This window comes from Microvirga sp. GN3, assembly GCF_055792825.1.
In genome coordinates, this window is sequence record NZ_JBVVAK010000020.1 from 37,904 (window position 1) to 58,447 (window position 20,544).

16 protein-coding genes are annotated in these 20,544 nt (G+C 62.0%); 6 read left to right on the top strand and 10 right to left on the bottom strand.

Going from position 1 to position 20,544, the window contains the following annotated elements; genetic code table 11:
- Positions 1-3 precede the first annotated feature (3 nt).
- From ACS5Q1_RS12350 to ACS5Q1_RS12370, 5 genes are all read left to right on the top strand, one after another.
- Positions 4-1,116, top strand: a complete 1,113-nt coding sequence (locus ACS5Q1_RS12350; protein WP_473098483.1) for a VOC family protein — start codon at positions 4-6, stop codon at positions 1,114-1,116.
- Positions 1,117-1,179: 63 nt separating this feature from the next.
- Entirely contained in the window at positions 1,180-3,111 is a 1,932-nt protein-coding gene (locus ACS5Q1_RS12355) for an acyl-CoA synthetase (protein WP_473098484.1), read from the top strand.
- A gap of 307 nt (positions 3,112-3,418) precedes the next feature.
- Positions 3,419-4,102: an outer membrane protein gene (locus ACS5Q1_RS12360; RefSeq protein ID WP_473098485.1), complete on the top strand. Its 684-nt coding sequence runs from the start codon at positions 3,419-3,421 to the stop codon at positions 4,100-4,102.
- A gap of 167 nt (positions 4,103-4,269) precedes the next feature.
- On the top strand, positions 4,270-4,554 hold the full coding sequence (locus ACS5Q1_RS12365) for a DUF6894 family protein (RefSeq protein WP_473098486.1): 285 nt from the start codon (positions 4,270-4,272) through the stop codon (positions 4,552-4,554).
- 27 nt (positions 4,555-4,581) lie between these two features.
- Positions 4,582-5,754, top strand: coding sequence for an alpha/beta hydrolase (locus ACS5Q1_RS12370; RefSeq protein WP_473098487.1), 1,173 nt, complete (start codon positions 4,582-4,584; stop codon positions 5,752-5,754).
- Between the two features lie 957 nt (positions 5,755-6,711).
- On the opposite strand, the gene ACS5Q1_RS12375 is transcribed toward ACS5Q1_RS12370, so the two are convergent.
- The 8 genes from ACS5Q1_RS12375 to ACS5Q1_RS12410 all read right to left on the bottom strand — a co-directional run bounded on the left by ACS5Q1_RS12375 (position 6,712) and on the right by ACS5Q1_RS12410 (position 17,533).
- Positions 6,712-7,212 carry a hypothetical protein gene (locus ACS5Q1_RS12375; RefSeq protein ID WP_473098488.1) on the bottom strand — a complete coding sequence of 167 codons (501 nt, stop codon included), beginning with the start codon at positions 7,210-7,212 and terminating at the stop codon, positions 6,712-6,714.
- A gap of 263 nt (positions 7,213-7,475) precedes the next feature.
- Positions 7,476-9,455, bottom strand: a complete 1,980-nt coding sequence (locus ACS5Q1_RS12380) for an adenylate/guanylate cyclase domain-containing protein (protein WP_473098489.1) — start codon at positions 9,453-9,455, stop codon at positions 7,476-7,478.
- Positions 9,456-9,630: 175 nt separating this feature from the next.
- Positions 9,631-10,302 carry a TetR/AcrR family transcriptional regulator gene (locus tag ACS5Q1_RS12385; protein WP_473098490.1) on the bottom strand — a complete coding sequence of 224 codons (672 nt, stop codon included), beginning with the start codon at positions 10,300-10,302 and terminating at the stop codon, positions 9,631-9,633.
- A gap of 139 nt (positions 10,303-10,441) precedes the next feature.
- Complete coding sequence (locus ACS5Q1_RS12390; protein ID WP_473098491.1) at positions 10,442-13,549, bottom strand: efflux RND transporter permease subunit; 3,108 nt, start codon at positions 13,547-13,549, stop codon at positions 10,442-10,444.
- Complete coding sequence (locus tag ACS5Q1_RS12395; RefSeq protein ID WP_473098492.1) at positions 13,546-14,625, bottom strand: efflux RND transporter periplasmic adaptor subunit; 1,080 nt, start codon at positions 14,623-14,625, stop codon at positions 13,546-13,548. The genes ACS5Q1_RS12390 and ACS5Q1_RS12395 overlap by 4 nt, the downstream gene beginning before the upstream one ends.
- On the bottom strand, positions 14,622-15,608 hold the full coding sequence (locus ACS5Q1_RS12400) for an efflux RND transporter periplasmic adaptor subunit (RefSeq protein ID WP_473098493.1): 987 nt from the start codon (positions 15,606-15,608) through the stop codon (positions 14,622-14,624). Before ACS5Q1_RS12400 ends, ACS5Q1_RS12395 begins: the two co-directional genes overlap by 4 nt.
- Positions 15,609-15,928: 320 nt before the next feature.
- The gene (locus ACS5Q1_RS12405; RefSeq protein WP_473098494.1) at positions 15,929-16,519 is read right to left on the bottom strand and encodes a sensor histidine kinase; all 591 of its coding nucleotides are present in this window, start codon (positions 16,517-16,519) and stop codon (positions 15,929-15,931) included.
- A 27-nt stretch (positions 16,520-16,546) separates the two neighbouring features.
- A complete protein-coding gene (locus ACS5Q1_RS12410) occupies positions 16,547-17,533 on the bottom strand; it encodes a PAS domain-containing protein (RefSeq protein WP_473098495.1) in 987 nt (328 codons plus the stop codon).
- 97 nt (positions 17,534-17,630) lie between these two features.
- On the opposite strand from ACS5Q1_RS12410, the gene ACS5Q1_RS12415 reads away from it, so the two are divergent.
- Positions 17,631-18,557: a LysR substrate-binding domain-containing protein gene (locus ACS5Q1_RS12415; protein ID WP_473098496.1), complete on the top strand. Its 927-nt coding sequence runs from the start codon at positions 17,631-17,633 to the stop codon at positions 18,555-18,557.
- A 173-nt stretch (positions 18,558-18,730) separates the two neighbouring features.
- Here ACS5Q1_RS12415 and ACS5Q1_RS12420 read toward each other — a convergent pair whose 3' ends face one another.
- Positions 18,731-19,516 carry a 3-hydroxybutyrate dehydrogenase gene (locus ACS5Q1_RS12420; protein WP_473098497.1) on the bottom strand — a complete coding sequence of 262 codons (786 nt, stop codon included), beginning with the start codon at positions 19,514-19,516 and terminating at the stop codon, positions 18,731-18,733.
- 221 nt (positions 19,517-19,737) lie between these two features.
- Positions 19,738-20,523, bottom strand: coding sequence for an acetoacetate decarboxylase (locus ACS5Q1_RS12425; RefSeq protein WP_473098498.1), 786 nt, complete (start codon positions 20,521-20,523; stop codon positions 19,738-19,740).
- Positions 20,524-20,544 lie beyond the last annotated feature (21 nt).

The following is a 20,544-nucleotide window of genomic DNA, read 5'->3' on the forward strand; positions in this document are numbered from 1 at the left end:
CCGATGTCTCTCCAAACCGCCGTCCCGCATGGCCCCGGCAGCATTGAGTTGCCGCGCAGCCCTTCTCCGCTGGTGAAAGCAGACGAACTTTTATTTGCCCATTTTGAACGTCCCGACCTTGCCAAAACCGAGGCCTACCTCTGCGACTTTGGGCTGGTCCGCGCCGAGAGGAGGGCCAACGAGCTGTTCATGCGGGGCGCCGGGCCGCGGCCCTATATTTACCGGGTAACACGCGGGCCTCGGGTCCGCTTTCTCGGTCTCGGCCTTTCAGTTCCGACGGCGGAGGATCTCGAAACGCTGTCCAACGCTTTTGGCAGCCGCGTCGAGCGGGCTGACGGACCGGGCGACGGGTTGGTCGTGCGCCTTCGCGATCCCCAGGGCGTCGCGGTGAACGTTCTGCATGGAATGACGCCGAGTCTGCCTTTGCCGGTCCGGCCGCCAATCCAGCACAATGCCCCAAGTCATATCATTCGCGTCAACGACACTCAGCGCCCGAAATTCGAGCCGCCGCAGGTCACCAAGCTCGGGCACCTCGTCCTGGAAACGCCAGACTTCGATCGAAGCGTGCGCTGGTACATCGACACATTCGGCTTTATCCCTTCCGATGTGATGTGCCTGCCCGACGGCACGCCGATCGGCTCCTTCATGCGCCTGGACCGCGGTGCCGAATTCACGGACCATCATACCCTGTTCGTGTCCATGGGACTGGAGTCAAAGGCCGATCACGTGGCTTTCGAGGTCGTCGATCTCGATGCGGTGGAGATGGGTCAGCAGGTGATGATGGCGAGCCGCTACCGGCATGCCTGGGGCGTCGGCCGCCATCTCCTCGGAAGCCAGATCTTCGACTACTGGCGCGATCCGTGGGGCCAGAAACACGAGCATTATGCCGATGGCGACCTATTCGATGCCGACCAACCGCCTGGATACCACCTGATGGATCGCGAGGGCCTCTACCAGTGGGGGCCTGACCTGCCGGATGATTTCATCGATGCCCGGTTGACCCCACGGCGTCTGTGGAACCTGCTCAAGATAGCTGTCAACGACAGGGCACGCTTCAAACGGATGCTTGCCTTGAAGGACAGCGTGTCCCGGCCAAGTCGCAAATGGCAGCGTTGATGCTGCCAGCGATGCCGCGACCATGTCCGCTGTCTCTTCATTGTCCCATAGGTAAAGTGACCGATGCCGATCCGAAGCATTGTTGATATTGAAGCCATCGAGGCGGTGCCGCTTGCAGATCGCGGCTTGCCCCGGACGACCTACGAGGCGCTCGCTGCCACCACCAGAGGTATGCCCGACGCCAAGGCACTCTCGTTCTTTCTGACGTCCGACGCCTACGATCACGTATTCACGTGGTCCTACGCCGAATTGCTGGCCGACGTGACCCGAGCAGCGAATGCGTTTCACGCATTCGGTGCCAGTGCCGACCACCCGGTTGCCTTCGTGCTGCCAAATCTGCCGGAAACCCACTTTACGATCTGGGGTGGCGAAGCGACCGGCGTCGTGTTCGCCATCAATCATCTGCTGGAGCCCAGCCAGATTGCGGAACTCCTGCGTGCTGCACGCGTGCGGGTTCTTGTGACCTTGGCGCCATCGTCCGGGTCCGATCTGTGGACGAAGCTCGCGCCGCATCTTCAGACGCTGCCAGACTTGCGGGTTGTCGCCTGGGTTGATCCCTCGGTATATACGGGCGGCGAGGTGGCTCCGTCCCGAAACCAGGAGCCGGATCTGGCTGAATTCGGTGTTGCAATCGTCGATTTCCGCCGAGCGCTTCAGGAACAGCCGTCGAATCGACTCATCGCACCGCAGCCGATCTCGCAATCCTCGACGTCGTCCTATATCTGCACCGGCGGCACCACAGGATTGCCCAAGATTGCGGTCCGCACACACCGCAACGAAGTCTTCGATGCCTGGGCCACGGCCCAGATCCTCGGACCCAGCGCCACGCAGCGCACCATTTTCTGCGGTTTGCCACTCTTCCATTCCAACGCACAGATCGTCACCGGACTTCTGCCCTGGATGGGCGGCGATCACGTCGTGCTCGGTACACCGGAGGGGTATCGGGGCAAAGGGGTCATCGCCCGGTTCTGGGAAATCGTTGGCCACTTCCGCGTCTCGATGTTCTCCGGAGTGCCGACGCTTTATGCCTCGCTGCTCGACCTGCCGATCGGGGACAACGACGTCTCGAGCCTCGAGTTGGCGCTATGTGGTGCAGCACCCATGCCGGCCAAGCTGATCGAGAGCTTCGAGGCCAAGACCGGGATCACGATCGTGGAGGGCTATGGGTTAACCGAAGGCACCTGTGTTTCATCGGTCAACTTGCCGGACGGTGAGCGGCGCGCAGGATCGATCGGGATGCGGATTCCGTATCAGCAGATGCGGGCTGTCATCCTCGACGATGCCGGGCACTTCCTGCGCATGGCGGAAATCCACGAGATTGGAACGCTCGCGATCAGAGGCCCGAATGTCTTCTCCGGCTATCTCGATGGCCGGCACGACAGGGACGTTTGGATCGACATCGAAGGCGAGCGCTGGCTCAACAGCGGCGACCTCGGTCGAGAGGATGAAGATGGACGCTTTTGGCTTTCAGGACGGCGCAAGGAACTCATCATCAGGGGCGGGCACAATATCGATCCGAAGCTGATCGAGGACGCTCTGCTCAAGCATCCGGCCGTGGCGTTGGCCGCCGCAATCGGCCGTCCCGATGCCCATGCGGGCGAGGTTCCAGTGGCCTATGTACAAATGCAGCCCGGCGCGACGGTCACCGACCGCGAGCTCCTCGACTTTGCGGCGACGAGCATCCCCGAGCGGGCCGCGGTCCCCAAACAGGTGAACATCGTGCCGGCGCTACCGATGACGGGTGTCGGCAAGATTTTCAAGCCGGCGCTGCAGCAGCTTGAGATGGAGGCCGTCGTCGGCGCCGAGGGGCTGAAAACCGGCGCGATCATTGCCGGCATTGAGCATGTTCGCGATGCGCGGGGAGCGGCCGTGATCCGGGTCCGGACCGATGCCGGAGCAACAGCCCTGCAGGCGGCGCTCGACCGCTATGCATTCAAGTCGGAAGTGTTGGCGGGGTTCAGGAGCTCTTACACTGGTGAGAAGACGGAGCCATGAGCAAGACCACGACAGCAGCCAAGGCAGCGATGTGTCTCGGCCCCACCGGTCGAGGGGATTCATGGTTCGGCAGGCCCGTCGAAAGCCCGCGCCTGACGAGGTCGAGGTCGCGGTAGCGGCCTCGGTCAATTCCATCAATGTGCACCGCGCCCAAAGCTATGATAAATTTTTCCAATCGTAAGACAAAAAACAATATATTGGACCTTGACGACGTATGCAGCCAAGTTTGTGAGGCATCCGATTGAGGTCGATGCCCAGCGCATCCCGCAACTCCTGATGTCAGTCCATCTCACTGAAAGGATAAGAAATGAGAAGGGGACTCAACGCTCACCTCGCCGCATTGGCTGTTGCGGGCACTCTCGGAACCGCGGCTCACGCGGCCGACCTGCCGGGCCGCATGGCTCCTCCGGCTCCGGCCGTGGCGGCTGTTCCGGTCTTCACCTGGACCGGCTTCTACGTTGGTGTGAACGCCGGCTATGGCTGGAACACCAATGACGATGATGTGGTGATCAACGGAAGGACGTACGAAGTTGACGACGAGGGCGGCTTCGTCGGCGGTGGCCAGATCGGCTACAATTACCAGATTGGCTCCTTCGTGGTTGGTCTCGAAACGGACCTCCAGTACGCCGACATCGGTGGCGACAACGACTTCGCCGGCATCTCCAACGGCGACGACGATGACGACAACTGGTTCGGCACGGTGCGTGCTCGCGCCGGTTACGCCTTCGATCGCGCTCTGATCTACGCCACCGGTGGTCTGGCTTACGGCAAGATCAGCAACGGCTTCGGCGCTTCGGATGACACGAGTGTCGGCTGGACCCTCGGTGCTGGTGTCGAGTACGCCTTCACCAGCAACCTGACCGCCAAGGTCGAAGGTCTGTACGTTAACCTCGAGCAGGATGACGATGACCTGCCCGTCATCGCGGGCAGTGATGAGACCGAGTTCGGCGTGATCCGCGCCGGCCTGAACTACAAGTTCAGCACCTACTGAACGACTCATGTGCGGCAAGAGCAGCGCCCGTCGCTTTGCCGGGCGTTGTTCTCAGCGTAGAGGTTCCGGGCCGAACGCTCATTTTTCCGTGCTAGGCCTCAGTCTCAGAACCAAGCAACTTTGCTTCACTAGGCACAACCCAATTAGCCCATCGCCGGGACCAGTTCATGCGCTGCTATTTCCATCTGTTAAATGACCAGGAACTCTTGCCCGATCCGTACGGCATTGAGGTCACGGACCTCGCGATGGCGCATGCTGAAGCTCGCAGAGCAATTGAAGAGCTGCTGCAGGACGATCCAGCGCTGGAGCATGACATGATCGGCTGGAGCTTGGTTGTTGCAGACGATGCTGGAAAGTCCCTCCTATCACTTCCCCTCGCGGAATCAGTGCAGCCGAATGTGCCGAGCCGATACAGCTCGTGCCTGAACTCAGAAACGCCCCGCGTAACCTGATCATTTGAAACAGCGATAATGAAACCGATGGTCAAAGCATCAGGGGCGCCCCCAACGCCGGGCGTCCTGCAGCAAACCCTGCGCCTTGCCGCCATCATTCCCCTTTGCATGGGTGTGATGGGATGCGCGGGCTTGCCCAAAGGGGTTCTGGCGCCGGTTCCGGCAACCATTCCAGGTGCCTCGCAAGTCAACCTTCTTGTTGCGACCACACGGGCGCCAGCGTCGGATCCAGCGATCCTGTTCTCAGGAGAGCGCGGTCAGGGATTGAACACGACCGAGATCACAGTCTCGATCCCCCCGGAGGAGAACCGGCAGGTCGGACAGGTGCAATGGCCGAAGCGCCTGCCCCCGGATCCTTCGACAGAGTTCGCGACGACAAAGGTCAGGAACCTGTCCGACCTCGGCGAGGTTCGTGGATGGTTGAAGCAGCATCTCCCGCGCAGCCGTCGCGTCCTGCTCTTCGTGCATGGATTCAACAACCGCTATGAAGACGCGGTGTACCGCTTCGCTCAGATCGTGCACGATTCCCACGCTGATGTCGCGCCGATCCTGTTCACCTGGCCCTCGCGCGCCAATGTCCTCGACTATGCCTATGACAGGGAAAGCACGAACTACTCCCGGACGCAGCTCGAGGAGGTTCTGCGGCGTGCCGCTCAGGATCCGTCCGTCGGTGATGTCACGATCATGGCTCACTCGATGGGAAGCTGGCTTGTGACCGAGGCCCTGCGTCAGATGGCGATCCGCGACGGCCGTGTCGCGCCAAAGATCAGGAACGTCATTTTGGCGTCGCCGGATCTCGACATTGATGTCTTTCGCCGTCAGTCGCAGGAACTGGGTCTGTCCCGCCCGAAACTCACGCTCTTCGTGTCCCAGGACGATCAGGCCCTTGGCTTGTCGCGCCATATCGGCGGCGATGTCGATCGGCTCGGCCAGATCAACCCGGCGGCCGAGCCCTATCGATCTGAACTGGAGAAGGCCGGGGTGACGGTCCTTGATCTGACAGCCCTCAAGAGCGGCGATCCCCTCAACCATGGTAAATTCGCGGAACGTCCCGAGGTGGTCAGGCTGCTTGGCGAGCGGCTCGTGGCCGGGCAGACAATTTCGCAGAGCAAAACCGGGGTTGGCGGCCAATTGGAGGCCGTGGCGGCGGGAGCGGTGCAAACCGTAGGAGGTGCCGCTAGCCTGTTCAGTCTCCGCTGACCGTTTTGTCACGCTAAGAATTGCGCCGATAGGTTCAGGATGCGTCTTGGTCTCCTAAGCACGATAGTACTGTCATTCCCGCAATCCAAAAGGTCTTCGATGTATCAGCGGAAAAAGCCCCGCCGTAAACCGCGCGACAACGAAATAGAGTTTCTGAGAGAGCTTGCCCGCGGCCCCAGAGCTGTCATCAGGGGGCCTTTGGGCCTTTGTCTCAAGAGAGGCTGGTGCACACAAACTCCAAGTGACGGCGCAGGTTCATCCGACCTGAACGGACATGCTCTATATGCCATCACATCGGAAGGACTGGACGCTCTCAGGCGGGCAACGGAGCAGGTTTAGCCATCGTGCGGAGCTGGAGGTCCGCGTCAGCGAAAAATGGACTCCACTTTGTGCCCGATGCTCTAGGGGCGTGTGCGCAGTTCCGTGATGGCGGCAGACAGACCCGCTCGGTACTTTTCGAGCAGCAGCGCCATCACGTTGCCTGCTCCTGTTCTCCCAATTCTCACAACCAGAAAGCTGCTCAGCCTATTCTCCCGTGCCTGGCAGCGTTCAAAGGCAGCCTTTGCAAGGATCTCTGAATCCTGCCGCGAATGGATCCTTTCTCTTACGAACGAGGCGGCGCAAGCCTGCCATTGGTCATTCAATGACCTTGCCTCCTCATAGACGGCAAGAGGATCGAATTCGTCGGCAAAGACAGGAGGCCCTGCAACCAGTGAGGTGATCATGGAGCAGGCGAGAAGCGCAACGCACCAGCCCGTCTTGGTAGAGCGGATGTAAGGACTAACGTCCTCGCAGTGCCGCCTCATAAACAATTGCATTCCGATAACCCTACCCGTGCTCCTCCCGGCCATTCAAGGATTGAGCGATGATGAATAGTCCAATGCCGCGTCGCAGGCATGCTCCGTGCTCCCATGCCGCCGACCAGATACGCGCTGAAAGCGACCCACGACCTTGCGGCTACTCGCCGCGCTTCACGCGAATCCATTCGTGTTTGAGGATTCCTTGCAGGACTTGGGTGATATCGCGGCTGATGGCCTCAATGCGGTCCTCAACGCCATCGTCCAGCAAAGGAGAGCGAAGCTGGTCGATCGCTTCCTTCATCAGGACATTGAGCTGCTGATGGTCCTGCTCCAGCGGGTTGAGCATGAGCTCGATCTTGGAAACGGTCCGCAACAAGTTCTCCACGCGCCTGGAAAGCTCGGGATCCTTTGCGATGATGACGCCGGTCGGCTCCTCCAGAGTCTGGCGGAACGCGGCCGCGATCAGAAGCTGCGAGTAGAGGCTCGCCACAAGGTCGCGCATCGTATCGATCCACTTCTGGCGATTAACCGACAGCACGTTGGCCTTGAACTCGAACTTAGCGATCCGCGTGTTGACGAATGGCCCAGCGATCGATGCGATCATTGCCGTCGAGGCCGAAATGAGGGTGATCCATTGCGGGTTAATGTCCATGGCCATCTGCCTCTCCGGTGGTAATGGCCTCGACCGAATCCAAGGTGACGGTGCTGGAGGTCATGGCATCAATCCATCCTGTGCAAAGGTATGGCGAGAGGAATAGACGCGGGCAAATCTCTGGTCCAATATATTGTTTTTGATAATTTGATTGGAAAAATATATCGCTAGATGAGTTCAACTATCGCGGCTCAGACTTCAAAGCCCGAGCGCAGGGCAAGCCGACCCGGGGCCCAGTTGTATGCGGGCCGATCGGGCAAAAGTGATGCTCAGGTCAGCCGATAGATTCCTATTGTGCCATCTCTCTCCCGCACCTCTCGTCGGGCCCAGAACATGGCCTGTCCGGGCTCAGGCAAGCCGGTATAGACCCCCTCAGTGATCAACGTGATCACGTCGCTGTCGTCTTGGACGTCCTTCCCGACCTGCTCTAGGCGCTGCGCGATATTAACCGCATCTCCGACGAGCGTGTAGTTCATCCGGCTGGGAGCCCCGATGTTGCCCACGAGAGCAGGGCCCGTGCTGATGCCAATCCTCACCCGGACAGGGGCGAGGCCGCTTGTCAACCGAACCCTGTTGTCGGTGTGAATCTTGGAGGCTATCGCCCGCGCGGCCTGGCAGGCCCGTTCCACGTGATCGGGTTGCTCCTCCGGTGCGCCCCAAAACGCCATGAGGCTGTCGCCGATGTACTTGTCGATCGTGCCTCCCTCGGCCTCGACACAGGCACCGACCAGAGCAAAGTGCGAGTTCAGGAACTTTGCCGTTTCGGAAGGGGACAGCCGAGATGCCATCCGTGTAAAGCCACTCAGATCCGTGAACATGACGGTAACGTCACGCTCATAGGCGTTGGCGAGATCGTCCTGCCCGTGCGCGATAAGGCGATGGACAAGGCGTTTGGGCAGGTACAGTTCAAACCAGCGAAGAGCTGCAACCATGGCGTTCAGCGCTTGGCCAGCTGTGTCGAGTTCCCGGATCCGGCTGCGTGAGAGAACGGGGGCTTTGTCGAATTCGAGTGTCCGGACGGCTTCTGTCACGCGAACGAAGTCGCGGATCGGGCGCGCGACCCGCCGACCGACCACGATCGCGCTGAGCACAGAGACGAGCAGGAGCCCTAATCCGGTCAGTACCATCGTCTGCAGTCGCTCCGCCTCCTGCCCGGCGTCTGAACCGGGCAAAGCCGCGCCAATGATCCAGGGCTTCTCACCGAACCCTGCGACCGGTCGGTACATGTAGATGAAGTAATCGGCCGAGAATGGAACGATATGCCCCTGGTCCGTCGACCTCAGAGACAGGTTCAGCGGTTGTCGCTCAGCCGACCATATCGCTTGCAGAACCTTGTCGTCGACCTCGGTGAGGAGCGGCAATGGGCGCTCGCGTACCCCTGTTGGGGATCTGTAGGCCAGGGCCGGGTGAGCCAGCACCGCGTCCTGTCCGTGGAGGATGAACGCTCTCTGCACAGGCGAGGAAATCTCGGCGACGTATCGGGAGAGCTCAGTGACCTCAATGGCCGGGACGAGGATCCCAAGGAGGTCTCCGTCGCGATGCACGGGGACGATAAACGGGATGATTGTCTGCTGAAACGGCTGGCTCCAAACGGGTTCCCCCCATCCGGCAGCCTTGCCAGCTCGCACCTCCTCGAAGAGCTTAATGATATCGGGCTGGCCGGACCAGTCCTCGGTGATGAGACTGCCATCTCGTCGCTCCACCCGCACGACCTCCAGATTGGAGCGAATGAAGCCAATGCCGGTTACCTGCGGTGTTGCTGCAAGGGCAGACCTAAGGGCGGTTTCGAGCGCTCTGGCATCCTTGATGTCAAGCTGCCCCCGGTCCATCGAGGTTTTTAGATACTCGGCTTGGGCCACGACGAGGCCAAGATGTTGCCGGACGCGTTGCTCGATGGAGGACAGGATCAGGTCGGCCTTATCGGCCAGAAGCTCGCCCGTGTTTCGCCCCGCGCCCCCGAGGCTCACCACGAGAACGGAGCCGACGGCGAGGAGCATCAAGCCCCCGAAACTGATCGCCAGAAGCGTGCTGAGAGAGAAATAGCGTGGGGAGATACGCTGTCGCATGCGGATCTCGGTTTTCTGACAGGGGGATTGTTGCTCCAACGGAGCTGATCGGGCAAGGGCTTCGAGCGTCATGGTCACGCGACCGAGGTTGAACAGGCGATCATAAGGCCGGTCGGCTCCGCCAGGGTCTGGCGGAGCGCGGCTGCGATCATTGCCGACGAGGCCGAACCGAGGGTTATCCATTGTGGGTTAATGTCCATCGTTCTGGTCCCGTGTACAGGCTTCTAACAATTGTCCCCTCAGTCTGGACTTCGGCGGTGGCTAGCGGAAGAACGCGACGTAGAGCGTGCCGCAAGAGATTGACACGGTGATGATGAGCGGAAACCACCTGGACATCATGCTTCTCAGTCGCGGGGACTCAGGAGACCTGCTCTCCCGCCGTGCGGCCGGTGTCCCGCCGCCGGATGTCGGAGTTGCGGAGAATATCCTCGACCACGGCCATGCATTCCACTTCCGTCAGGCAAGGTTGGTGGGGCACCAGAACCCGTTCGACCACATGCGCCAGGCACTGCCTCGCGAACTCCTCTGCCGCAGCACGGCTGCTGCCGATCCGAATGTCCTGGGAAGCCGCCTGGACATCGAGATAGGCTGCGATCCCTTCCACGGTTGGGCCGAGGCTGTTCCGAAGGAACTCTTCGCCGAGCCCGGGAAACCGGCCGAGGGCTCCGATGATCAGGCGCAGGGTGGCGCTGGTGGCCGAATTGTTCAGGGTTTCGAGAACGGCCATCCCGATCTGACGCAGGGCGGAGCACGGGTCAGGGTCGTCCGGATCGATGGACGGCAATGCCCGCGCGATCCTCTCCGCTTCCGCGGCGATTAGCGAGTTGAACAGGGCGTCCTTGCTGTCGAAGTGGTGATAGATCGATCCTTTCGAGACGCCAGACTGATTGATGATCTGGTCGATGCTGGTTCCGGCATAGCCATTCAGAAGAAAGACCTGACGCGCGCCATCCAGGATCTGACGCTTCGTGAGCGTGCTCCTGAGATCATTCGGGCGTTTATCGCTGTGAGGCGGATTGTCGTTGGGCACGGGGCTTCGATCCTCTTTTGCATGCAGTGGAGGGTGGCCCCAGCGGCTTGCAGCCGCCGGGGCTGGCAGGCGAACGCCTGGACCGGGTGCGGGGGACAGGGCCGCGGTCCGGAACGCCTGCCAATCGGGTCAGCGTGGTCTATGCCGGCGCATGCGTCGTCTCTGGTTCATGCACCGCCTCTGTGGCTGGCAGCTCCGCCTTGGGTCCGGAAGGCGCCTTGATGCGGAACCAGGCCACGTACAGAGCCGGCAGGAACAGAAGGGTCAGCAGCGTGCCCACAATGATGCCGCCCATCATGGCGAAGGCCATCGGTCCCCAGAACACTTCGAATGCGATCGGGATTAGCGCCAGGCTCGCCGCTGCCGCCGTCAGCAGGATCGGCCGTGTCCGGTGCATGGTGGCCTCGACCACGGCTTCCCACGGAGCCCAGCCCTCCCGCCGCAGGTCCTCGATCTGCACGACCAGGATCACCGAGTTGCGGATCAAAATGCCGACCAGCGCCAGCACGCCCAGGATGGCCACGAAGCCCATGGGAGCCCCACTCGGCAGCATCGCCGCCACCACGCCGATCAGCCCGAGAGGAGCCACCGCCACCACCAAGAACAGCCGCGAGAAACTCTGCAACTGAACCATCAGGATCGTCGCCATGATGAACAGCATGAGCGGAACCACCGCCGTGATCGGCCCCTGGGACTTAGCGCTCTCCTCCACCGGCCCGGCCACCGCCACCGCGTAGCCAGCCGGGAGCGCTCGGGCAAACTCCTGCACCTTGGGTTCGAGCTGCTGGGCGATCGTCGCCGGTTGGGTGGCATCAATGATGCTGCCCCGGATCGTGATCGTCGGCACCCGGCTGCGGCGCCAGATCACCGGCTGCTCGAGCTCGTAATGGAAGGTCGCGACCGCCGCCAGGGGCACGGACTGGCCATCCTTACCCGGCAGCTGCAGGTTCTGGAGCGTCTCGATGGATCCCCGCTCGGCGGCGCGCGCCCGTCCCACCACATCAACCAGATAGATCGAATCGCGGATCTGGGTGATGCTCGTGCCGCCGACGACACTGTTGAGGGCACCGGCGATGTCCTGCGAGGTCACGCCGAGCTGACGGGCCTTGTCCTGGAGCACGTCGACCTTCACCACCCGGGCGGGCTCGTTCCAGTTGAAGTTGATGTTGTTCACCCGGGGGTGCTCGCCGACGAGAGCGGCGAGGTGCTGCGCCAGGTCCCGCACTTTCTGGACGTCCGGCCCGCTGAGCCGGTACTGCACCGGCCGGCCGGCCGGCGGACCCAGCGCCAGAAGATCCGTGTACACATCCAGGCCGGCAAATTCCTGTCGGGCCCAGGTCTTGATCTTGGCCTTGAGGCGCTCGCGGGCCTCGATGCTGTTGGTCACGATGACGATCTGACCGTAAAACGGATTCGACGGCTGCGGGTCGAAGGAGAGAATGAACCGCACGGCACTCTGGCCGACATAAGACGACCAGTGATCGATGTCGGGATCGCCTGCGAGCTTGGCCTCGAAGCGGTCCATCTGCGCCTTCGTGTCGGTAATCGCGGCGTTCTGCGGCAGCGTGAAGTCGACGAGGAGTTCGGTGCGATCGGAGGACGGGAAGAACTGCTGCTCGACGAACTTCATGCCGTAGAGCGAGAGGCCGAACATCGCCACTGTCACACCGATGGTCAGCCAGCGCCAGCGCATGGCGCCGGCGAGGAGGTGCGAGAACGCCGTCATGAGGCGGCTCGGCTTGTCGTGATGCTTCTTCATCGTCTTCGGCAGCAGCGTCACGCCGAGCAGGGGCGTGAACACCACCGCGACGATCCACGACAGCAACAGCGAGGCCGCGATCACGACGAACAGCGTGAAGGTATACTCGCCCGCGTTGCTGCTGTTGAGCCCAACCGGGATGAAGCTCGCGACGGTGACGAGCGTGCCGGTGAGCATCGGGAACGCGGTGGAGGTGTAGACGGCGGTGGCGGCTTTCTTCAGCGTGTCACCGGCCTCCAGCCGCGCCACCATCATCTCGACCGCGATCATCGCATCATCAACTAGAAGACCGAGCGCGATGATGAGAGCGCCAAGCGAAATGCGCTGCAGCGAGATGCCGGTATACTGCATGACCACGAAGGTCATGGCCAGCACGAGCGGGATCGACAGCGCGACCACCAACCCGGCCCGCATGCCCAGGCTCAGGAAGCTGACCACGAGCACGATCGCGACGGCCTCGAATAAGGCCTTGGTGAAGCCGCCGACCGCCTCCTCGACCACGATGGGCTGATCGGCCACAAGATGCACGCCGACGCCGATGGGCAATTCGCCGACAATCTTGTCCATCTGCTCGTGCAGCGCCTCGCCGAAGTGCAGGAGGTTGGCGCCGGTCTTCATGCCGATGGCAAGGCCAATTGCCGGCTCGCCCTTGAACCGGAACAGCGCCTGCGGCGGGTCGACATAGCTGCGGCTGATGGCGGCGACATCGCTGAGGCGGAAGAAGCGGTCATTGATGCGCAGGTTGAGGTTGCGCAGGCTCTCCTCCGACGTGAACTGCCCGGTGACTCGGACGCTAATGCGCTCAGGACCAGCCTGGATGACGCCGGAGGGCGTGATCGCATTCTGGGCCTGGAGCGTCTGGATGACGTCCTGCTGGTTGATGCCGAGGGCGGCCATCTCGCGCGTCGAGAACTCCAGGAAGATCACCTCGTCCTGGGCGCCGATCAGGTTGACCTTGCCAACGTTTGGCACCGTGAGAACCTTGGCCCGCACGTCCTCGACATAGTCGCGCAACTGCCGCTGCGTCAGGCCGTCCGCGGTGAACGCATAGACGTTGCCGTAGACGTCACCGAAATCGTCGTTGAAGACAGGGCCCAGGACGCCTTGGGGCAGCTCCCGTTTGACGTCGTTGATCATGTTCCGGACTCTTACCCAGACGCCCGGCACGTCGCGGCTTTTGACCGTGTCCTTCAGGTTGACATAGATCACGGTCTGGCCCGGCGTGGTCTGGCTGCGGGTGTAGTCGAGCGAGTCGAGTTCTTCGAGCTTCTTCTCGATCCGGTCGGTAACCTGGAGAGAGGTTTCCTCGACGGTCGCGCCGGGCCACTGGGCGGCGATCACCATCGTCTTGATGGTGAAGGAAGGATCCTCCTCGCGCCCCAGATTGACGTAGGCGAAGATGCCGGCGATGGCCGACACGATCATGAAGTACCAGACGAGCGAGCGGTGCTCGAGCGCCCAGTCGGACAGGTTGAAGCGGCTTGTCATTGGGAGGCCTCGTCGGCGATCTTGACTGTTTGATTGGGGGTCAGGCTGTTCACGCCGGCGGTGACCACGCGCGTACCGCGGGTGAGCCCGTTCAGAACCCGGACGGAGAATCCATCCCGGGCGACAATCGTCACGTCCCGGGTCGACACTGTCCGGGTGTCCGGATCGACGACCCAGACCATCGTCTTGCCGTCCCGCTCCAACAGGGCCGAGACGGGCAACTCGATCCCCGGCACTGCCTGCGTCGTGACCGTGGCGGTGATCGTCGTTCCGAGACGGAAGCTCTCGGGTGGGTTGTCGAGCGTGATCCGCACACGCCGCGTACGGGTGGCGGGATCCGCCTGTGGCGCAATCTCCCGCACCGACCCGCCAGCCTGAACCGAGGGATCCAGCTGCAGAGCGACATCGAAGCGGGCTTCCGGCCTGAGATCCCGCCCGATGCTCTCGGGCAGGTCGACCACCGCCTCGCGGATGTCCGGGCGAGCCACGGAGACGACCGTTTGTCCCGGCTGGACCACCTGCCCGAGCTCAGCTGCGGTGGCGGTGACCACTCCGGCGAAGTCGGCGCGAAGCTCAGTGTATCCGAGCTGCTCCTCGGCCTTGTCGAGGTTTGCCCTGGCGCTCGTGACACCGGCCTCTGCAGACTCGCGGGCCTGCTTGGCGGCATCATACTGCGCCTGGGTGGAAATGTTCTGCTGCAGCAGCGTGCGCTGGCGGGCCTCGGTCGAAGCGGCATTCTCGAGGCGGGCGGTCGCGCTGGCCAGGTCGGCCTGCGCCGATCGCACCGCCAGCTGGTAGGTGAGCGGGTCGAGCGTGGCCAGGCGCTGCCCCTTCCTGACGATGTCGCTCACATTGACGTCACGACTGATGATGCGCCCGAGCACCCGAAAGCCGAGGTCGGACTTGTACCGGGGCTCGACAGTTCCGGCGAAGCCCACGGTCCGTGCCGTCTGCGGGGCGACAACAACGGTGAGAACGGGTCGGGGCGCCGGCGCCTCGGCGTGGTGCTCTTCCTGGCAGGCGGCGAGCAGGGCCATCATGCCCAGGGTAGCCAAAGATAAAGGTTTAGGCTTCATGAGGCCGCTCCTTGGGCGAACGCAACAACCTGGTTGGGCCGCAGCAATTGCGCCCCCGCAGTGACGACGATCTCACCGGGCTGGAGCCCCTTACGCACGATGACCTTTCCGGTCTCGTAGCCTTCAACAGTGATCGGCCTCAGCGACACTGTCTTGCTCCGGGGATCGACAGCCCACACGGCCGGCTGGCCGTTTCCGCTCGAGAGAGCACTCCACGGCACCACCACGAGCTTGTGGGTCTGGAACCGGCCCTCGCCGACGACGGCGGCTCCGAGTGTCATCGCTGCCGGCGATTGCTCGATGGCGACCTTGGCCCTGACGGTCCCGGTGGCTCTGTCCACGGTCGGGGAGATCTCACGCACGGCGCCCTTGGCTGTTACAGCCGGATTGGACACCAGCGTCAGCGCAATGGCGGGATTGGCGAGCTCGCGGGTGAAGATCGACTCGTAGACGTTGAAGACCGCGTCGCGCGGTCCGTCCTGGGCGATCGAGAAGACGCTCTGTGCCGCCTGCACGACCTGCCCCGTCTCGGCATTGCGGGCCGTAATGACGCCGGAAGCGCCGGCGCGCAGCACCGTGTCGGAGAGATGATCGCGGGCTGTGCCGAACTGGGCCCGTGCGGTGTCGAGGGCAGCCTGCGCCGTACGGTACGCTTCCTGAGCCTGATCGTGCTCCCGTTTGGTCGTGTAGCCCTGGGCGAGCAACGCCTTCTGGCGTTCGTAGGTGGAGGTCGCCTCGCGGAGAACGGCCCCAGCGGACTGGACGGCGGCCTCAGCAGCGGTCAGGGTCGCCTGTTGCTGCTGCGGGTCGAGTCGGGCCAGCACCTGGTCGGCCTTCACGTGGTCGCCGACATTGACTAGGCGCTCGGTGATGCGGCCCCCGACTCGAAAGGACAGATCGCTCTCGACCTGCGCACGGACTTCGCCGGTCAGCCGCACCGTTGGGGCATACTCGGCCAGCGTGGCCGTCTCGACTTGAACCACAATCGGAGAATTCTCCGATCGGCTGGTTTGTTGCTGGCAGCCGACCAGGCCTGTCACGGCAAACATTGCCAAGCAACAGACTGATTTATGCCATTGACGACTGCATGCCATGGCGTGCTCTTTCCCTGATGTCCTCGAGAACCATTGCCCATGAGGATGGGATAGGCTTGTTACATGGTCCGGTCCAATATATTGTTTTTAGGCTTGCGATTGGCAAAATATATTAAAGGACTTGGGTTGGCTCCGGTACTCGCGCGCCTGCTGGATTGGTTGTCCAAAGGCGACAGCGCCGAGGGTTGTGCCTCATCCGGTGCAGGTAATCATGACCGCGCCCCGCCCACTAAGGCCGCCTCAACCCGCACCTGGAGCCCCTCCGGCGCGAAGGCCACCTCAACCTCACCGCCGAGCTGACGGCTGAGCACTCGCTCCAGCAGCGTTGTTCCAAAGCCCTTGCGGTCCGGCACGGCCACGGGAGGGCCGCCTTGCTCCATCCATTCGAACCGGATCTTACTCTCCTCGACGTCCGCGGCAGGCAAGCTCCATGTGACATGAACGCGTCCCTGCGGACTGGACAGTGCTCCATATTTCGCCGCGTTTGTCGTCAGCTCATGCACCGCCATCCCGACCGCCAGAGTCAGGTGGGAGGGCACGTCCAGGTCCGGTCCGGTCAGGATGACGCGTGTGCCGGTCTGATCGTCATAAGGCTCGAGCTCACTGCGCAGAATATCCCGTAGCTGCACGCCCGCCATTTCGTTGTCGAACAAGAGTGTGTGGGTCTGTGCGAGGGACATGATCCTCTGGGTCAAGGAGTCCCTGAAGTTCTGAACCGAGGGCGCGTTGCGGGCCGTGGAGTTCACCAAGGCCTGCACCGTGCTCAGGGTGTTCTTCACCCGGTGATGGAGCTCGCGCATAAGCAGGGCCTGCTGCTCCTCCAGACGCTACTTCTCGCTCATGTCGGAGAACATGCCCAATGCACCTGAGATCTGTCCTGCCTCGTCACGCAAGGCGCTGGTGGCGGCCAAGACAGGAATGGCCGCGCCGTCCTTACGCCGAAAGCAGATCTCGAACTGCTCGAATTCGCCTGCAAGATTGCGGCCGACTCGATCGCGGTGGATCGGCTCGTCCTCGGGGAAGGTGAACTCCAGCGCCGAACGCCCGATCATTTCGTCCGGTGTACAGCCCAGCATGGCCGCCATGCGGGCATTCACAAACTGCGTCCGAGCATCCGCGCCGACTAGCCAGATCCCCTCGTTGGCGGTCTCGACAATGGCGCGGAACCGCGCCTCGCTGGCACGCAGGGCCTCTTCAGTGAGCTTGCGGTCATGGATGTCGGTGCTTGTCCCAAACCAAGCCGTGATGGTTCCCTCAGTATTCCGAACCGGAATGGCCCGGGTCAGGAACCAGCGGTACGCACCGTCATTGCGACGGATGCGGGTCTCAATTTCGAAGTCGCGTCCGCTCTGCCGCGCGGCGGTCCACGCCTCCATGCAGCGGGCCTGATCATCGGGATGGAGCACCAACGCGGGCCAGCAGCGGGCATTCTGTTCAGGCGTGATGCCACAGAAGCTGAACCACTGATCGTTGACGAAGGTCATCGTGCCGTCGGGAGCCGCGGTCCAGACGATGGATGGAATCATGTTGGCAAGGGTACGGAAACGAGCCTCGCTTTTCTCAAGGACGTCGCCGTGCTTCCGGAGCTGGGTGATCGGGCCACCACGAGGGAGCAGGATGCCGTTGTCGCTATCGATATGGGCGATCTTCGCTTCCGTTGCCGCAGTCGCTGTGACGCCCGGATCGGAGGTGCGCATCCCGGTCTGGTAAGCGAGCTTTGACGTGGCGATGACGCTCTGGCCGGTCAAGCTTTGTTTAGCCGCTGGTCCGACGAGCTTGTTGTCGACGGTGCGTGGGCGGGCGATCATGGGCATCAATCTATCCTGTGCGAAGGCAGGGATAGGGATTAGTTGCCCATATAGCCCAGATCTAATATATTATTTTTGGCACTACGATTAGAGAAACCTATCAATGGATCTGCGTCAGCTCCGGTACTTCGTCGCGACCGCCGAGGAATTGCATTTTGGCCGGGCTGCGGAGCGGGTTCACATCGCGCAGCCGGCCCTGAGTATCCAGATCAAGGCCCTGGAGGACACGCTGGGTGTCCAGCTCCTCAGCCGGACCAACCGGGTGGTGACCTTGACAGAGGCAGGCCGCCTTTTCCTCAAGGAGGCCCGCCGCACCCTTGAACAGGCGCAGCATGCCGCCGTCGTGGCCCGCCGGGCCGGACGCGGCGAGATCGGTCGCGTCGAAATCGGCTACTCCACAGACACGTCTTATTCCGGTGTACTGTCAGGAATCCTGCGGCAGTACAAGCGACGGGTTCCCGACGTCGAACTCGGGCTCCACGAACTCCATCCGAGCACACAGATCGCACAGCTCCTGGAAGGTCGTATCCATATCGGGTTCATAGCCAGCTTTGTTGACAGCCCTACCGGGAAGCTGCCGCCAGAACTGAATGCGATCCGCTTGGCGGAATGGCCGCTGAGGGTGGCGCTTCCAGTTGACCATCCTCTTGCGAAGCGTAGCCGAATTCCGCGAGAGGCACTCGCGGATGAACCGTTCATTGTCTACGTCGGATCGGACATTGAACAGGACCGCTCGTTGATCCAGTTGGTGGTCGGGTTCGTGCCACGTGTCGCATATGAAGTGCGCAGCGGGTTTTCACTCGTGAGCCTTGTCGGAGCCGGATTGGGAGTGGCCATCGTTCCCTCGTCGGTCAGCTCGGTCAGCATCGGCGAGCACGTCGTCTACAGGCCCATCTCTGGGAGCACGATGCAGGTCGGAACCGACGTCGTGTTCCGCCGGGAGGCTGACGATCCAGCCGTGATCAACTTCCTGGAGATCGTCCGGCCGGATCGGCATAATGCCAAAAGAAAGCGACACGGGGGCACGTGATCCATCCGGAAAACCAAAGATACGTCAAGGTTCGCCGGCGGAGCGTTCCCATTCGGGCCTGGATCATGGCTCCTCCGTGTTGCGGGTTGCGACGTCGGGCAGAAAATTCTGTTCAATCTGCCGGCAGCCCTGCAAGACAGCGGGGCACCCCATGCAGTTCCTGGCTCGACCCGTCACTCCGCCGTCCAGCCGCCATCCATAGACAGGTTGGTGCCGGTGATCTGGCTCGCTGCGTCGGAGCACAGGAAGAGGGCGAGCGCTGCGACCTGATCAACGGTTACAAACTGCTTCGTCGGCTGTGCCTTGAGCAAGACATCGTTGATCACCTGCTCCTTCGTCAGCCTGCGTGCGTTCATAGTGTCGGGGATCTGCTTCTCGACCAAGGGCGTCCAGACATAGCCCGGGCTGACGCAGTTGACAGTGACACCGTCCGTCGCGAGTTCGAGAGCCACCGTTTTGGTCAGGCCAGCGGTGCCGTGCTTGGCAGCCACATAGGCGGCCTTAAACGGCGAGGCCACGAGGGAATGGGCCGAGGCCGTATTGATGATACGCCCCCATTTGCGCGCCTTCATTCCCGGCACGGCAGCCCGGATGGCATGGAAGGCAGATGAGAGGTTGATGGCGATGATCTGGTCCCACTTCTCGACCGGGAAATCCTCGACCGGCGAGACGAACTGGATACCGGCGTTGTTGACGAGCACATCGACGCCCCCGAAGGTCTCCTCGGCCACACGGACCATGCCGGCGATCTGGTCCGGTTTGGACATGTCAGCGGGCGAATAGATCGCTTTGATTCCGAACTCCGCCTCGAGGCCAGCCCGTTCCTTCTCAATGTCCTGCGGGTCGCCGAAGCCATTGATCAATACATTTGCGCCATCCATGGCGAGCGCCCGGGCAATGGCCAGCCCGATCCCGCTGGTCGAGCCGGTCACAACGGCGGATTTAGAGCGAAGAGTCATCGAAGCCTCCTTCTTGTTGGGTCCGATCGTTTCATTGAAAGCGCTCGTCTTGAGCGCCGATCTTCTGCAAGGTTCGTCCTAAGTTCGTCGTAGGTCCTCAAGCATCTTCCGGCACCAGCACGGCGAAGCCATTGAGATGATCACGACGAGGCAATAGAGCCCGATCAGGTAAGTCAGTTCAGCGATGCTCCCCTGGCCGAAGGTCACCACCAGGTGAGACCTCATTCGGCAAGTTCATAGTGTCTCACTGGAAAGCGAGTCGGCTCGGATGGCGCCAGATAGTCATGCGCGACTTTGCCGAGTCCGAGCGTCAGGTCGGCCACAATGTGGGTCGCCGAGACCACCTCCAGGATCGGCAGCTCCGCGACCGGCGCCAGGGCGTGCGACCAGAGGTTCAGGGATGCCGGACCAGTCCAGGCCTCTTTCAAGTCGACGTCCTCCAGGTAATACTCGACGAGCTCGCAGATGCGAGGCGTACCGTCGACATGCGGGATGATCTTGAGCAGGAAGTTGGGCTCGCGAAGTGAAGCCATGACGCTTCCGACATCGGCAGCCCGATGCTTGTAGCCCATCGTGGCGGTCGCGATGTGGACCGGTCCATAATCGAGTGTACCGACCAGGGTATCGACTTCCGTGCGCAGGGTGGGGTTGGCAAGCTTTTTGGGAAAGCCCCATAGCTCACGCCCCCCAGCAATGGGCGAATGGTCATTGAGGAACATGCAGTGGGTGTAGCTACCCTTGCGGCCGCGGAACGAGACGGGAATGACCTGTCCACTCTCGGTGTAATCGCCGAACCCGTTTGAGTCCGGCATGCGGATGAACTCGAACTTCACCAGCGGCTCGTCGACCTGGAGCGGTTCCGGGACGAGCTCTCGGAGCTTTTTCGGGTCGGTCAGGTAAGTGATGATCAGATATTCCCGGTTGCGAAAGCGATAAGGCCCGACCGGGTAGGCTGGACTGTTCAGAGGCATCGCGAATGCTCTGGTCCGGACAGTGTCTTCGTGCATACCTGAAATTCTCCTGTATTT